Annotated in this window: 13 protein-coding genes; 10 read left to right on the top strand and 3 right to left on the bottom strand. The window is 73.4% G+C overall.

All coding sequences use genetic code 11. From position 1 onward, the window contains the following. Positions 1-9: 9 nt before the first annotated feature. The gene (gene efp, locus ACLIRP_RS13095; RefSeq protein WP_412060908.1) at positions 10-579 is read right to left on the bottom strand and encodes an elongation factor P; all 570 of its coding nucleotides are present in this window, start codon (positions 577-579) and stop codon (positions 10-12) included. A 292-nt stretch (positions 580-871) separates the two neighbouring features. Between efp and rpiB the strand changes: the two genes are divergently transcribed. From rpiB to proC, 10 genes are all read left to right on the top strand, one after another. After that, a complete protein-coding gene (gene rpiB, locus ACLIRP_RS13100) occupies positions 872-1537 on the top strand; it encodes a ribose 5-phosphate isomerase B (RefSeq protein ID WP_412060909.1) in 666 nt (221 codons plus the stop codon). Further along, positions 1534-2208: a hypothetical protein gene (locus tag ACLIRP_RS13105; protein WP_412060910.1), complete on the top strand. Its 675-nt coding sequence runs from the start codon at positions 1534-1536 to the stop codon at positions 2206-2208. The genes rpiB and ACLIRP_RS13105 overlap by 4 nt, the downstream gene beginning before the upstream one ends. 622 nt (positions 2209-2830) lie before the next feature. Beyond that, complete coding sequence (locus ACLIRP_RS13110; RefSeq protein WP_412060911.1) at positions 2831-4555, top strand: amidohydrolase family protein; 1725 nt, start codon at positions 2831-2833, stop codon at positions 4553-4555. A 75-nt stretch (positions 4556-4630) separates the two neighbouring features. Then, positions 4631-5998: an amidohydrolase family protein gene (locus ACLIRP_RS13115; RefSeq protein ID WP_412060912.1), complete on the top strand. Its 1368-nt coding sequence runs from the start codon at positions 4631-4633 to the stop codon at positions 5996-5998. Between the two features lie 131 nt (positions 5999-6129). After that, positions 6130-7461 carry an amidohydrolase family protein gene (locus tag ACLIRP_RS13120; protein WP_412060913.1) on the top strand — a complete coding sequence of 444 codons (1332 nt, stop codon included), beginning with the start codon at positions 6130-6132 and terminating at the stop codon, positions 7459-7461. 274 nt (positions 7462-7735) lie between these two features. Then, complete coding sequence (locus ACLIRP_RS13125) at positions 7736-8398, top strand: esterase/lipase family protein (protein WP_412060914.1); 663 nt, start codon at positions 7736-7738, stop codon at positions 8396-8398. Positions 8399-8451: 53 nt separating this feature from the next. Further along, positions 8452-9543, top strand: a complete 1092-nt coding sequence (locus ACLIRP_RS13130; RefSeq protein WP_412060915.1) for a beta-ketoacyl-ACP synthase III — start codon at positions 8452-8454, stop codon at positions 9541-9543. A 65-nt stretch (positions 9544-9608) separates the two neighbouring features. Continuing rightward, positions 9609-10085, top strand: coding sequence for a protease complex subunit PrcB family protein (locus tag ACLIRP_RS13135; protein ID WP_412060916.1), 477 nt, complete (start codon positions 9609-9611; stop codon positions 10083-10085). A gap of 136 nt (positions 10086-10221) precedes the next feature. Further along, positions 10222-10530 (top strand): hypothetical protein, encoded by a 309-nt coding sequence (locus tag ACLIRP_RS13140; protein ID WP_412060917.1) that lies wholly within the window; start codon positions 10222-10224, stop codon positions 10528-10530. 302 nt (positions 10531-10832) lie between these two features. After that, positions 10833-11654: a pyrroline-5-carboxylate reductase gene (gene proC / locus ACLIRP_RS13145; protein WP_412060918.1), complete on the top strand. Its 822-nt coding sequence runs from the start codon at positions 10833-10835 to the stop codon at positions 11652-11654. A gap of 153 nt (positions 11655-11807) precedes the next feature. Here proC and ACLIRP_RS13150 read toward each other — a convergent pair whose 3' ends face one another. Both ACLIRP_RS13150 and ACLIRP_RS13155 read right to left on the bottom strand, forming a co-directional pair. Further along, positions 11808-13715: a DUF3857 domain-containing protein gene (locus tag ACLIRP_RS13150; protein WP_412060919.1), complete on the bottom strand. Its 1908-nt coding sequence runs from the start codon at positions 13713-13715 to the stop codon at positions 11808-11810. Next, positions 13715-15742: a DUF3857 domain-containing protein gene (locus ACLIRP_RS13155; protein ID WP_412060920.1), complete on the bottom strand. Its 2028-nt coding sequence runs from the start codon at positions 15740-15742 to the stop codon at positions 13715-13717. The genes ACLIRP_RS13150 and ACLIRP_RS13155 overlap by 1 nt, the downstream gene beginning before the upstream one ends. Between the last annotated feature and the right edge of the window lie 171 nt (positions 15743-15913).

Raw genomic sequence — 15913 nt, forward strand, 5'->3', positions numbered from 1 at the left:
CCCCCGCGGCTACGCCGCCGTGACGCGCGTGATGTAGCTCGACGTCTCCGTGTCCACGCGGATCACGTCGCCCTCGTTGATGAACAGCGGGACGTAGATCGTCGCGCCGGACTCCATCACGGCGGGCTTGGTGGCGCCGGTCGCCGTGTCGCCCTTGAGGCCGGGGTCGGTCTGGGTGACGGTGAGGTCCACCTGGCGCGGGAGCTCGACGGTCAGCGGCTCCTCGGTCCCGGCGTCGACCAGGATGATCACCTTCGAGCCCTCCTTGATGAGGTCCTTCTTGTCCACCATGTCGGCCCGGAGCGAGCGCTGCTCGTAGGTCTCGGTGTTCATAAAGTGGAGCCCGAGGTCGTCGGCGTAGAGGTACTGCATGTCGCGGCGCTCCACGCGCGCCGTCTCGACCTTCTCGCCGGCCCGGAACGTGTTGTCGACGATCTTGCCGTTGCGGACGTTCTTGAGCTTCGAGCGCACGAACGCGCCGCCCTTGCCGGGCTTGACGTGCTGGAACTCGACGATCTGCCAGAGGTCGTGCTTCCAGCTGAGGACGAGGCCGTTTCGGAAATCTTGCGTCGAAGCCATTGCAGGGCGGGGGTCGGGGAACGTCGGCAAGCTAGCCGGACACCGGAGCGCGCCGGGCGAAACGTCGGTGAGGGATGGAGGGGTCTAGGGTTTGGGAAACCCTCTGCCGCTGCCCTCCGGGCCCCGATGCCTACGTCGAGGGGCTCCCTACCGTGTCATCCCGAGCCTGTCGAGGGATCTCCGCCGCTGTGCGGCTCCGCTCAGGATGACACCATGGGTGGGTCAACGGAGCTTCTCCCCAGAGCGAGCCCCAGCACCCAATCCCCAATCCCGAACCCCCGTAGCTTCCCCCATGCCTCGTCTCGTCTCCGAACGGACCGTCCTCGACGCCCTCGCCGCCGGCCGCGCCACGCTCGCGGTGCCCGCCGGCGCCCTCATCACGGCGCTCGCCCGCGACACCGCGCGCGACCACGGGCTCGCGTTCGTCACCGACACCGGCGCGCCGACGAGCGCGCCCGCCGACCCGCCCCGCCAGCCCAGCGCGCCTGCCAAGACACTCGCGGTCGCCTGCGACCACGCCGGGTTCGACCACAAAGACGCGCTCGTCGCCCACGCCCGGAGCCTGGGCTGGACCGTCACCGACTTGGGCACGGACTCGACCGACAGCGTCGACTACCCCGACTTCGCGTACGCCGTCGCCCGGCTCGTCCACCTCGGTCAGGTCGCGCACGGGCTGATGATCGACGGCGTCGGTGTCGGGTCGGCGATCGTGGCCAACAAGGTGCCGGGCGTGCGCGCGGCGCTGTGCCCGAGCACGTTCGCCGCCTTCAACGCGCGCGCCCACAACGACGCGAACGTGCTCACGCTGGGGAGCCGGACGATGGGCGTCGAGGTCTCCAAGCGCGTGCTCGCGGAGTTTTTGGCGACCGACTTCGAGGGCGGGCGCCACGAGCGCCGCGTCCAGAAAATCTTGGACGTGGAGGCCCGCTTCCTGCCCGGGGCTGGGGGCGCGGCGTGAGGCCCGACGCCCTCCCGGTCCGCGCGCTCGGCTCGCGCGCCACGATGCCGCCCAAGGCGCTCGCGGCCCTCTTCGGCGAGCGCGCCACGCTCGCGCCGTCGGCGACGGTCGAGGTCGTCCGCACGGGCCACGTCGTCGCTCGCGTGGCCGTCTCGGCCGGCGCCGCGCTCGCGCTGGTCTTGGACGCGACGGATGCCGACTCGCTCTCGCTCGGCGGCGCGGTCGTGCTGCGCGGGCCGGTCGGCGCCAGCGGCCCGGTCACGCCGGGGCCCGTCTGTTCGCGGCTCGTCCTGCCCGGCGGCCTCCGCCGCGCCTGGAACGTCCCGGCCGACCGCGCCGCCGTCGCCCTGGGCCCGCTCGCCGCGATGGTGGCCGTCGCCGACGGGCCCGACGCCGCCGTCGAGGTCGACCGCGCGCTGTGGCTGGCGGCGGGCCGCCCCGAGACCGCCCGCTGGCTCCCCGGCCTCACGCTCGACACGCCCGACGCCGACGACGCCCGAACAGACGCGACCGGCCCGCTCACCATCGACCGCCGCGTCATCACCGAGACCGACGTGCGCCAGGCCCGGCTCGCGCACCGCCAGATCCGGGTCGCCGAGGGCCAGATCGTGACGCCCGCCGCCGCGTCGCTGGCCCGCGAGGCCGGCGTGTTCGCGGACCGGGAGCCCTAGCGCCCGCCCGGCCCGAGGCGTACAGGGTCAGCCGCTCGCCCCGCGTCGTAGGGACACACCGGCGGTGTGTCCCTACCGGCCGCCGAGGCCACCCCTAGGGTTGTATCGCGATACGCCCCTCCCGACCGATCGGCGTCTGCGTAGGCCCGCCCGCTGGCGCAAGCCCCGCCCGTCGCCAGCTGGCCGTGCCCCTCGCCGACCTCGGCAGATGCAGCGAAGTCCCCCCTCCTCGGATGAGGAGGGGGGACAGGGGGTGGTCGATCGGCTGGCACAAGCCCCTCCTGCTGGCGCCCGCCGGTCACCCTCCCCCGGCCCGGGAGGCTCAGACGGGGGCTTGCGCAAGCCGTGCGGCCGCGAGTCCTCTCGAGGGTCAAGGAGTCCCGCACTGGGTTCGACGGGGCTTACCGTGGGTTCGACGGGGCTCCCCCTGGGTTCACTGGCGCGCACCCAGGGTTCAGCGGCTCCGACCCACGGTTCAGCGGCTTCGATCCAGGGTTCGATGCCTCTCACCCACGGCTCAGCGGCACGCACCCACGGTTCAGCGCGGGGCGGCATCGCGTACACAAGGGGCCCGCCGTCGCGCCCGCTCCCCGTTACCTTCACGCATCCCCGCCCCGACCTGATGACCGTTCGCGCCTGTCTCGCCGCCGTCGCGGCCCTCGCCCTCGCCGCCCCCGCCCTCGCCCAGGGCATCAGCGCCGACACCCCGCTGCGGCCCGTGACGCGCGCCGCCGCCATCACGAACGCCCGCGTGGTCGTGGCCCCGGGCCGCGTGCTCGACCGCGCGACCGTCGTCGTCCGCGACGGCCGGATCGTCGCCGTCGGCCGCGACGCCGCCGTGCCGTTCGACGCCGAGGTCGTCGAAGGCGACTCGCTGACCGTCTACGCCGGGTTCGTCGACGCCTTCGGGTATGCGGGGGTCCCCAAGCCCGAGGACCCCGAGGACTACACCGGCGACCGCGGCGACCCGCCGCGCGAGCGCGCCGGCATCATGCCCGACCGCGACGTCCGCGCCACCTTCGACGCCACGGACGCCCGCATCAAGGCGCTGCGCGAGGCCGGCTTCACCGCTGCCCACGTCGCCCCGCGCGACGGCCTGTTCGCCGGGCAGGGCGCCGTCGTGCTGATGCGCGAGGCCCAGCGCCGCGAGCCCGCCCAAGCCCTCGTCCTGACCGACGCGATGAGCCTGGTCGCCCAGATCGACCCCGCCTCGGGCGTCTACCCGGGCACCCCGATGGGCGTGCTTTCCGTCATGCGCGAGACCGTCGAGAACGCGCGCCGCCGCCGCGCCGGGCGCACCGCCTACGACCAGGCCGCAGAGGGCGCCGCCCGCCCCCGCTTCGACCCCGTCCTCGACGCCGTCGGCACCTTGCTCGACGGCGACCGCCAGTTCGTGTTCGTCGTCGACGGCTGGCTCGAGGGCTTCCGCGCGCTCCGCGCGAGCGACGAGATGGGGCTGGCGCCGATCCTCGCCGGGCTCGGCGATTCCGCGCCGCTGATCGAGCGCCTCTCCGCCGACGACATCGCCGTGTTCGCCCCGCTCGCGCTCGCCGACTCCGTCAAAGTCGACAGCACGGCCGCCGCCCGCGAGCTGCCCTCGACCACGCCCGGCGCCGTCTCGTTTCTGAGCAACCGCCGGATCGTGTCGTACCAGGACGCCGAGGCCGAAAACGCCGCGCTCTCCGACCAGCGCCGCGTCGCGATCGCGCGGACCGAGCGGAGCCCGGCGCTGATGGCCCAAGCCGGCGTCCCGTTCGCCTTCGGCACCTTCGAGGTCAAGCCCGCCGACGTCCACACGTCGCTCGTCCGGTTCGTCCGCGCCGGGCTCGCGCCCGACGACGCGCTCGCAGCGCTCACCACGACGCCCGCCGAGCTCCTCGGCCTGGGCCGCGAGCTGGGCACCGTCGAGGTCGGCAAGCTGGCGAACCTCGTCCTGACCGACGGCCCGCTCTTTACCGACTCGACGGCCGTGCGCCACGTGTTCGTGGAAGGCGTCGGCTACGAGATCGAGGCGGGCGGGCCGGAGGGCGCCGACCCCGACGCCGTCGTCGACGTGGTGGGCACGTGGGACTTCGAGGTCTCGACGCCCGGCGGCACGCAGTCCGGCACGTTCACGCTCACCGGCTCCGGCGACGACCTGTCGGGCACGATCACGAGCGACGGCGACACCGACCCGCTCACGTCCGTCGTGCTCGAGGGCAACGCCCTGACCATGGTCACCAGCGACCCCGACATCGGCACCATCACCATCTCGGGCATCGTCACCGACGACGAGTTCGAGGGGACCGCCGAGGTCACCGGCTTCGGCTCGCTCCCCTTCACGGCCACCAAGCGCCCGGGCGGGTGAGGCGTAAAGAGTGATGAGTGATGCGGGGGCGCCCTGCCCCCCGACTGAGATCCGACAACCGACCACCGACGACCGATGACCCGATTCCTCCTCCTGGCCCTCGCGCTCGTCGCGGGCGCGGCGTCTGCCCAGACCCCGGCCGACCTCCCGCCCGCCTCCGAGCGCGGCTCCGTGCTCCTCCGCGGCGGCACCGTCCACCCGGTTTCCGGCCCGGCGATGCCCAACACCGACGTGCTCGTCGTCGACGGCGTGATCACGCGCATCGGCACCGGTCTCGACGCCCCGCGCGGCACGACGGTCATCGACGTGACCGGCCGCCACGTCACGCCCGGCATCATCGACGCGCACAGCCACATCGCGCTGTCGTCGGTCAACGAGGCCAGCAACCCGATCGTCGCCGAGGTCCAGATGCGCGACGCCGTCGACCCGTCCGACATCGGGATCTACCGGGCGCTCGCGGGCGGCGTGACGAGCATCCACGTGATGCACGGCTCGGCGAACCCGGTCGGCGGCGAGAACGAGACGCTCAAGCTCCGCTGGGGCACTGCCGACCCCGACGGGCTCCTGTTCGAGGGCGCCCCGCGCACCATCAAGTTCGCGCTCGGCGAGAACCCGACGCGCGTCCACGGCCGGGGCCGCGGCATCCGCCCGAGCACGCGGATGGGCATCGAGCAGGTCTACCGCGAGGCGTTCACCGAAGCGCGCGCCTACCGCGCCCGTCAAACCGCCGCCGCCGCCGCGCGCCAGCCGCTCCCGCCCATCGATCGCCGGATGGAGACGCTGGCGGACATCCTGGACGGCGAGGTTCTCGTGCACTGCCACAGCTACCGCGCCGACGAGATCCTGATGCTGATGGACGTCTTCCGCGACTTCGGCATCGAGCGGCTGACGTTCCAGCACGCGAACGAGGCGTTCAAGGTGGCGCCCGAGCTGGCGGCGTTTGGCGCCGGCGCGAGCGTCTTCTCGGACTGGGCCAACTACAAGATGGAGGTGGCCTACTCGTCGGCCTACAACGCCACGATCCTGACCCAGAACGGCGTCCGCACATCCGTCAACTCCGACGACGCCGGGCTCCTGCGCTACCTCTACCACGAGGCCGCCAAGACCCAGCGCTACGGCGGGCTGAGCGACCAGGAGGCGCTCGCGCTCGTGACCCTCAACCCCGCCTGGCAGCTCGGCATCGACGACCGCGTCGGCACCATCGAGGTCGGCAAGGACGGCGACCTCGCCGTGTTCTCGGCCTCCCCCCTCTCGGTCTACGCCCGCGTCGACCTCACCTTCGTCGACGGCGTCGCCCGCTTCGACCGGATGCGCGACGGCGACGACCAGCGCTTGTACGTCGACCCCGAGGAGGAGATCGATGCGCTCCCCACGCAGTCCGACGCTCACTCGGCCTCCTGCATGTTGGGCACCGACCTCTTTGGGCTGATGAGTGAAGAGTGATGAGTGACGTGCCTTCCGCTGCTGCCAACCTTTCTGCGACGTCCCCTCTCCCTCGGGGAGAGGGACAGGGTGAGGGCGGATCGACCGCCGTCCTTTCTCCGCTCCCCCGACGACTCCCGAGCCAAACCCCGATGCGCCTCGCTCTCTTCGCCCTCGCCGCCCTGCTGGCGGTCCCCGCCAGCGCCCAGGGCGCGCAGTACCGCGCCACCGGCGGCACGTTCGCGCTCACCGATTGCCGCATCGAGACCGTCACGCGCGGCACGATCGAGCGCGGGACCGTCGTGATCGCGGACGGCCGGATCGCCGCCGTCGGCGACGCCGCCGTGCCGGCCGGCGCCCGCACCGTCCCGTGCGACGGCGGGACCGTCTACCCCGGCTTTATCGACGCGGGCACGCGGATCGGGCTGTCCGAGATCGGGTCGGTCTCCGAGACCCAGGACTTCAACGAGCTGGGCAACGTGGTGCCCCAGATGAAGGCGCTCACGGCCATCAACCCGTCGAGCGTCCACCTCCCGCTGACGCGCGTGGCGGGCGTCACGACGGCGCTCGCGGTCCCCCGGGGCGGCCTGTTCCCCGGCACGGCCGCGCTCGTCGACCTGCACGGCTACACGCCGGACCAGCTGGCGACCGGGTTCGAGGGCGTCGTCCTCAACTTCCCGATGTCGGGCCGCCGCGGCCGGTTCGACCGCCGCGATCAGGAGGCCATCGACAAGGCGGCCAAGGAGGCGGTGGAGGCGCTCGACGAGACCTGGGAGCAGGCCGTCCTCTACGCCCGCATCGACTCGGCGCGGACCGCCGGGCGCGGCGGCGAGATGCCGTACCAGCCCGAGATGGCCGCCCTCCTGCCGGTCGTGCGCGGCCAGCAGACGCTGCTCGTCGAGGCCAACACGGCCGCCGACATCGTGGCCGCTCTCAACTGGCTCGACGGCAAGAACCTCAACGCCGTGCTGACGGGCGCCGCCGAGGGCTGGCGCGTGGCCGACAAGATCGCCGAGGCGGGCCTGTCCGTCGTCACCGGGCCCGTCACCGGGATGCCGACGCGCGCCAGCGACCGCTACGACCGGACGTACCAGAACGCCGCGCTGATGGCGCAGGCCGGCATCGCCGTCGCGCTCCGCACCGACGACGGGATGCAGAACTACCGCAACCTCCCGTTCCACGCCGGCTTCGCGGTCGCCTACGGCCAGGAGCTCGGCTTCGACCGGGCGGCCGCGCTGGAGGCGATCACGATCGTCCCCGCGCGGATCTTCGGCGTCGACGACCACCTCGGCTCCATCGAGGTCGGCAAGGCGGGCACGCTCTTCGTCGCCGACGGCGACCCCTTCGAGCCGGCCACACAGATCACGGCCGTGTTCATCGACGGCCTGATGATCCCGCTCGTCTCGCGCCAGACGGAGCTCTACGACGAGTACCTCCGCCGCAGCCCGGGCCTGGTCGACGTGCGGCCGGCGGGGGGCGAGTAGCGCACGCGCGCAAGCTGAGCCTTGCGGCATCGGCACTGCTTGCGCTCGTGAGAAAATGTTGGGGGGAGCCAAACCCTCAAATGTGAGTCATCCCCGCGCAGGCGGGGATCCATGCGGCGGCGCTTGAATGGCACCCCTCTGGCCCCTCACCCTGTCCCTCTCCCGGTGGGAGAGGGGACGCTTTAGGGGGCTCGTGCCATTCCCCGAACCGTCCCTCAGTGCTTGCGCTCAGCGGCTCTCGGACCCCCCCGCCCCGCCGCGCCGTTGACGGGCCGTGCCTGACCCCGTCCTCCTGATCCACGGCCTCGGCCGGACCGGCCTGTCGATGCTCCCGATGGCCCGGGCGCTCCGCCGCGCCGGGTTCTCGCCCGAGGTCGTCGACTACCCCTCGCGCCAGCACTCGGTCGACGAGTTGGTCGCCCGTGTGGTCACCCCACAGGTGGAGGGGCGCCGCAAGGACGAGCGCGTCCACTTCGTGACGCATTCGCTGGGCGGCGTGCTCGTCCGCGCGTACGCCGCCCAGCGTGCCGACGCGGGGCGCCCGCTCGACGGCTCACGCGCGGTGATGCTGGCGCCGCCGCACGCCGGGTCCGAGGTGGCCGACAAGCTGGGCCACCGGCGCCCGTTCAAACTCGCGCTGGGGCCCACCCTCAACGAACTCGGCACCGGCGACGCCGGGCCGTCGCGGCTCGGGCCCATCCGGGGCATCGAGGCGGGTGTGATCGCCGGGACGCGGTCGATCGTCCCCTTCGGGCGGTGGTTCGGCGGCCCCCACGACGGGCTCGTCTCGGTCGCCAGCGCGCACGCCCCGGACGGGATCGCCGACCGGGCGGTCGTCTCCAAGACGCACGCCCTGATGATGATGTCGCCGACCGTCATCGCGCTCACCGTCCGGTTCCTCCAGACCGGCTCGTTCGCGGCCTCAGGCGACGCCTGAAACCGCACCTATTGACGGACCGTTTGTCGGGATTGACTCCCACGCCAGCCGATATGAAGTACGCGTCCCTCGTCGGATGGGGCCATTACGCCCCCGAGAACGTCGTCACGAACGACGACCTCGCCAAGATCGTCGACACCTCCGACGAGTGGATCCGCTCGCGGTCCGGCATCGAGCGCCGCCACTTTGTGAGCCCGGACCAGGCGACCTCCGACCTCAGCATCGAGGCGGCGCGCCGCGCGCTCGACCGCGCGGGCGTGGCCCCCGAGGACGTGGACCTGGTGATCGTGGCGACCTCCAGCCCGGACTACCTCACGCCCCCCGTGTCGAGCCAGATCCAGCACGGGCTCGGCTGCACGAACGCGGGCGCCTTCACGATGATGGTCGGCTGCACCGGCTTCGTCTACGGGCTCGTCACCGCCGATCAGTTTATCCGGACGGGCGCCTACGAGACCATCTTGGTCGTCGGTGCCGAGGTGATCTCGAAAAACCTCGACTTCGAAGACCGGACCACGTGCGTGCTCTTCGGCGACGGCGCCGGCGCGGTCGTGCTCCAGGCGTCGGACGACCCGTGCGGGGTCCAGGCCTTCGAGCTCGGCAGCGACGGCTCCCAGGCGGAGGCGCTGATCGCGCCGTGCCCCGGCACGCGCAACCCGGTCTCTCAGGAGGCCATCGACAACCGGACGCACTACCTCCGGATGGACGGCCGGGCCGTCTTCAAGTTCGCCACGCGCACGATGGCCGAGTCGATCCAGCGCGTGATGGCCAAGGCCGACGCCGAGGTCGCCGACGTGGACCTGTTCATCCCGCATCAGGCGAACGCCCGCATCATCGAGTACGCCGCCAAGACGCTCGGCCTGCCGCCGGAGAAGGTGGTGATGAACGTGGCCGACTACGGCAACACCTCCGCGGCGACCATCCCGATCGCGCTCTCCGAGACGCTCGACGCCGGCCGCGCCAAGCCCGGCGACACGCTCGCGCTCGTTGGCTTCGGCGCGGGCCTGACGTGGGCCGCGTGCCTGTTCGACCTGGGCCCGCTCGCGCTCGCGCCGGCCGACGCCGAGGCCGACCGCGCGCACACGGGCGACGGCACGCCCGACTCCGTCATCGACGACCGCGGCGTGGTCTCGGGCCTGATCGCGTAGCAGGTCCAGATGTGACCTGGTGAGGGTGCAGAGCGGCCCTAGGCTCCCCCTCCACGCCCGCCCCCATGCGCGTCGCACTCGCCCCCGTCGCCGCCGTCGCCGTCCTCGCCGGCTGTTCTCTCACCGACGGCGACGCCGCGCTCTCGTTCCGATCGCTGGCCTCGACCTCGGCGTTCCAGCCCATCGACCCCATCACCGTCGTTCATACGGAGGCCGCGGCCGACGCGCTCCGGGAGCGGCTCGGCCTGGCCGACCCCATCGAGGCCGACTTTGGCCGGGAAACGGTCCTCGCGGTCAGCACCTTCGGCGCCTGCCCCGCTACGAACTACCAGCTCACCGTCGTAGACGTCGAGGGCGACGGCGGCCGAGCCATCGTGTCGGCCGAGGTCGAGCGCGTCGGAGACGTCGGCGGCGGTGCGCTGACCTACCCCGTCAGCGTCATCGCCGTCTCCGGCCTGGACATCGTCTCGATCGGCGGAGGCGCGGAGGCCGACGTCGCCCTCCGCCTGTCCGGCGACCAGCAGGACTGCGCCCTCCGCTAGCGCACGGACCGTGCACGTCCCACCGCTCGGCGGTGTCCACCGGGCCGGACGCGCGGCCGCGCAAAGGTGCCCTCGCGCGCCTGCGGAGCCGATGGCCCGGTCTCTGCATCCCTCCCCACGTCCCACCACGACTCCCATGCGGCTTCTCGCCCTCGCCACCCTCTCGCTCGGCCTGCTCGCGGGCTGCTCCTCGTCCAACTACGACCGCTCCGGCCGGTCGTACCCCGCCTCCGCCCGCGTCGGCGGCAGCGGGAGCCAGGCGCGCTATGTCGTCTGCCACAAGGGCAAGGACACCAAGACGTTGCCCCAGAGCGCCGTCCGCGGACACCTCAACCACGGCGACCGCTTCGGCGCCTGCCGCAGCGATCGGCGCGACGACCGTCGGGATGACCGACGCGGCAACGGGAACGGCAGGGGCAATGGGCGCGGCAACGGCCGCAACTAGCGCGAGCCCCGCTGGCGCGAGCCGATGGGCTTGCGCAAGCGCTGCCTGCTGGCGCGGCGCCCGTCGCCCTCCCCCGGCCCCTCCCGTCCGGGAGGGGAGGGTTGGCCAGTGGTCACCGTGGGTCTTCTTGCGCAGGCGTCGCCTCCGACGCCCCCTCTCCCCGTCGGGAGAGGGATGGGGTGAGGGTGTCCGCCGGCTGGCGCCAGCAGGACCGCTCGCGAGGCGAACCGGGCCACGGCGGGTTCGGCGCGCCGCGCCGCGCCGGGCGGGTGATCTTGCGGGCCGTCCCCGCCTCGTCTCTCATGCTCCGCGACCACACCCTCGCCGTCCTCGGCACCGGCCACATCGGGCGCGCCCTCGTCGGCGGCCTGCTGCGCGGCGGCGACCTCGCCGCCGACCGCATCACCGTCACCCGGCGGAGCGCCGAGGGGCTGGCGACGCTCCGCGAGCAGTTCCCGGGCGTCACCGCGACGGACGACAACCCGGCGGCCGTCCGGGATGCGAGCCTGGTGATCGTGTCCGTCAAGCCGCAGAACGCGGCGGCGCTGTTCGCCGAGGTCCGCGAGCACCTGACCCCGGGCACGCTCGTGCTCTCGACGCTGGCAGGCGTGACGACGGCGGCGCTGGCAGACGCGCTCGGGGACGCGCTCCCGATCGTCCGGGCGATGCCGAACACGCCGGCGCTCGTCGACGAGGGGGCGACGGCGATCGCGCCTGGCGCGCACGCGAGCCCGGCGCACGTGGCGCTCGCGCGCGAGGTGTTCCTGGCCGTCGGCCACGTGGTCGAGGAGGTTCCGGAGCACCTGATGGACGCCGTCACCGGCCTGTCGGGCAGTGGCCCGGCGTACGTGTTCATGGTGATCGAGGCGCTGACCGACGCGGGCGTCAAGCAGGGCCTGCCGCGGCCGGTCGCGCGGCGGCTGTCGATGCAAACGGTCTTGGGCGCGGCGCGGCTGGCGATCGAGACAGGCGAGCACCCGGCGATCCTGCGCGACCAGGTGACGACGCCGGGCGGGACCACGATCACGGCCGTCGCCGAGCTCGAAAAGCAGGGGCTCCGGTCGATGTTCATCGACACCGTCGCGATGGCGACCGAGCGGAGCCGCCAGCTCGGCGAGGGCTGAGGCGGCCCCTCTCGAGGCCCGCAAGCCCTTTGAACAGGCCCGCGCCCGCCACCGCACGCGGGGCGGGCGCGGGGGGCCCTCACCCTGTCCCTCTCCCAGTGGGAGAGGGGACGCCGTAGCCAGGCTCACGCCTGAAGGGAGAGGTGGGGTCGGCTACTCGCGCCGGGCAATGGCCCGCATCCCGTCGGCCTCGGCGACGGCCAGGAAGAAGGCGCGGACCTCGCCGTAGGCCTCGGCCGGCTGGTCCGGCGCGTCGACGACCAGCTCGCGGACCACGACGATCGCGTCGCCATCGGCGGCGGCGCGCAAGGCGTAGCGGCCGACGACGCCGACGACCTCGACGGGCGGGAGGTCACCATCGACCGCGTACCCGTCGGGCAGGGCGATGCGGACGGAGTCGCGGCGGGCGTATGCGGCGCCCAGGCGGACCGGCTGGCGGCGCGTGTCCACGGCTGGCGGGACGGCGACCGCCCCCGCGAACGGGGTCAGGCCGACGAGCAGGCGCGTGCCCGCCCGTCGGGCGAGGCCGGGCACGGCGAGCTGGGCCGACAGCTCGAGGGTGTCCGGCCGGGCCGCCACGGCCGACACGTCGACGGCGCCGAGGTCGGCGCTGGCGATCCCCGCGAGCGCGCGGAGCGTGGCCGCGCGGTCGACCTCCGTCGCCTCCGCGAGCGCGGCGACGGCGTCGGTGCGGGGCTCGCCGTGCAGCGTCCAGCGGAGATCGGCGGTCGCCGAGCCGCGCGCGTCCACGACCACGTCCGCGTCGAGGCGCGTCCAATTCGTCTCGGGCGTCGAGACCGGCGTGCGGACGATGCGGCTGTTGGCGCCGTCGATGAGCAGACCCGGGCGGTTCTCGGTAAACGAGCCGAGGTGGCCGAAGGCGGCGTAGGGGCTCGTGCACTCGAGCCAGACCGCGCCGTCGGGCGCGATCGTGGGCACGCGGTACTCGGGGAGCGGAACGCGCAGGATGACGTGGTTGAAGGCGTTCTGCGGGAACGCCTCGGCCAGGTCGGACCCCTCGACGCCCGCCTCGATGAGCACGGGGTCGGCCGCGATGCCGACGGCCTCCAGCATCGCCAGCATGTAGTTGGTGAGCGCCTTGCAGTCGCCGTAGCGGCGCTCGAACACGTAGGCGGCGTCGAAGGGCTGCCAGCCGCCGAGCCCGAGCTGGATGCTGACGTAGCGCGTCGTGGCCTGGAGGTGGCGGTACAGGCGCCGGGCGCGCTCGGCGTCGGTCGTGGCGCCCTCAACGATGCGGCGGACCTCGGCGAGCGCGCCCGGCGGCAGCGCCTGGCGGTCGGCGCCGAGGCCGTCGTACCACGCGCCAAACGCGCTCCACGAGTCGAGGCGGCCCTGGGCGCCGCCGATCTCGAAGCGGTCCGTCCCGAGCCGGAGCTCGGGGAGCTGCTCCCAGCCCGGCGGCCCCCACTCCTCGATCTGGGCGCGCGTCAGACCGACGATGCGCCACGTCCGCGCGTCGCGGCCCCGGTCGCCGAGCCGTTCGGACGGCGGCACCACGTCGCGCGCCAGCGTCCGGACCGGCGTGCCCGTGGGGACGGTGAGCGTGAACAGCGCCTCCTCGACGGGCCAGCCCGAGCGCTGCGGGCGCCACGTCGGCCAGCCGAGCACGCCGTCGTGCTCAATCTCGTACGTCCACTCGACGGTGAACGGGAGGCGGTCGCCGTAGAGCGCGGCGCGGCGCACCTTGAGGTCCTCGTAGATGGAGCCCAGCGCGCGGTCCTCGGCATCGCGGCGGCCGAGCCGGCGGACTTCGGTCCCGTCGGCGTCGTACAGCGTGCCCTCGAACCGGCGCAGGCGCCGGAAGCCACCGTGGACGACGCCCAGCTCGGCGACGGCCTCGCGGCCCGCCGCGTCGAGCGCCGTCGCCACGAGTCGGACGCGCGTCGTCGCCCGGCCAGGGCCGTCGACCTCGTACTCGGTCGCGTAGTGGCGGACGACGACGGGCGCGCCGTCGGCCGCGAGCCGGACGGCGGGCGTGACGGCCCACTCTTGCGCCGAGGCGCTCGCGGTGAGCGCCGCGAGCAGGAGAACCGCGCGCACTACTGGTCGCCCCCGGCGTCGTCGCCGGCGTCGGGCTCGGGCGTGTCGACGGGCGGGGCGGGCGGCGGCGGGCCGGGCTCGCCGGTGCGCACCAGCACGAGCGCTTCCGCCTCGGTCGCCACGATCTCGTCGTACAGCTCGCGCAGCGCCGGGTACTCGTCGGCCTCGACCTGCGACTCGGTCACCATCAGGACGGTCCGCACGGAGACGCCGCCGGGCGCCGCCGACACGAACCGCTGGTAGCGGACCTTCCGGCTCGGGATCGCCAGCGACACGGTCTCCGGCAGGTCGACGGCCTCCCAGCCGTCGGGGATGGCGATGTCGGCGACGTAGGTGCGCTTGAAGGGGTAGGCGAAGTCGACGGGGAACGTCCGCGTCTCGCGCTGGAACGGGTTCTCTTCGAGCTGCATCACGACGAACGGCGTGAGGTACATCTCGTCGCCGACGACCTCTGCGGCGGCCGTGGTCAGGCTGGCGGTCAGGTCGAGGCTCGCGTCGACACTGTCGATGCCGGTGACGACGACGTCGGCGAAGGCGACGGACTCGTCGGCGTCGGCGGCGTCGGACAGGGCGTCGGCGGTGCCGCTCGCGGCGGCCTCTTGGGCGATCGCGACGCGCGCGTCGAAGGCGTCGTAGCCCGCCAGCCGGAGCTGCAGCGTGCCCGCGAGCGTGCCGTCGGGCGCGAGCCGGCCGCGCACGAGCGTCGTCGTCTCGGTGTCGCGCGGGGCGCGGAGCGGCACCCAGCGCGGGCGGGCGTAGTCGGCCAGCCAGACCTCGCCGTTGAGGGCCTGCACGTCGACCTCGCCGTACGGGCGGTGCGGGCTCGTCGGGTCGAGCAGCGTCAGCCCGGCGCCCGGGACGACGGGGGCGACTAGGATCCGGTCGAACTGCTCGGCGACGGGGTACGCCGTGACCGGCCGGCCATTCGCGCGCGACGACAGCAGCACGGGGTGCGCCGGGATGCCCGCCTCGGCGAGCATCGCCACCAGCAGGTGCGCCAGCTCGCCCGAGGTGCCGGAGCGCGCCTGGGCGACGGCATCGAGGTCGCGGTCGGCGAACGTGCGGTGCGTGCCGTCCCACACGAACTCGGTGCGGACCAGGTCGTAGAGCGCGCGCGCCTTAGCCTCGTCGTCGACCAGTCCGGCGACCGTCGCCCGGGCCAGCTCGCGGGCGCGGCGGGTGCCCCGCTGGCGGCGGCCGAAGGCGTCGGCGTCGCGCAGGGTCTCGGCGAACTCGGGCCACGTCGAGAGGACGGTGTCGGTGAAGCCGTCGGGCCGGTGGACGGCGCGGAGCTGGAAGCCGACGTACTCGGCGAAGTCGGCCTCGGTCGTCGTGTACGGCTCGTCGCGGAGGGCGGGCACGTCGGTCGCCTGCCAGCGGAACTCGGCGGCGTCGTAGTCCGCGCGCCGGATCTGCTCGCGCGGGAAGGCCTGGAAGCGGCGGCCCTGCGAGACCGTCGCGTACTCGAAGTAGACCGGCAGGATGAGCCGGTACTCGCTCACGAGGGTCGGCTCGTCGGACTGGAACGTCCACCCGGGCAGGATGGTGATCTGGTCGGTCTCGTACGTGTACTCGATCTCGAAGATGGCGCCGGGCTGGAGGGCGGGCATCGAGAAGCGGACCTCGCGCGTGCCCGGGGCGACCACCTCGTCCAGGATGTCGCGGCCGCTCAGCTCGACGCGGCGATAGTCGCCCTGGCCGTCGGGCACGAACGTCTGGCCGCGGACGCGGCGGATCTGGTCGTCGCCGTTGTAGCGCATCGCGAACTCGCCCTGGGCGTAGCCGGCCTCGTCCAAGATCTTGACGCGGGTGTGGCGGCGGATCTTGTAGGTCAGGCTCTGGCCCATCCGCAGGTCGAGCTCGGCGAACCCGACGTCGGCCAGCACGACGGCGTGGGCGTCGGGGTCGGCGACGGTCTCGAGCGCCTTGTCGGCGTCGTTGAGGCGGCCCCACCGGATCGGCGGGTCCTGGGCGACCGCCGCGAGGGGCGCGAGCAGCACGGCGAAGACGGCGAGGCGACGGATCACGAGACCGGGGGCGATGGGGCGACAAGATGATACGGAACTGCGCATCCGGGCCTAGTCATTCTGTATCACCGACCGTGCCTAACCCCTTTCCTCACATACGTGACCCATGTCGCCCTCGCCAGCCTCCGCGCGCGGGGTTCGATCCGTGGCCGCCCCCGTTTTCACGCCTCG

The sequence above is a fragment of the Rubrivirga halophila genome (assembly GCF_046845755.1).
In the GTDB taxonomy this organism is placed as follows: Bacteria; Bacteroidota; Rhodothermia; order Rhodothermales; family Rubricoccaceae; genus Rubrivirga.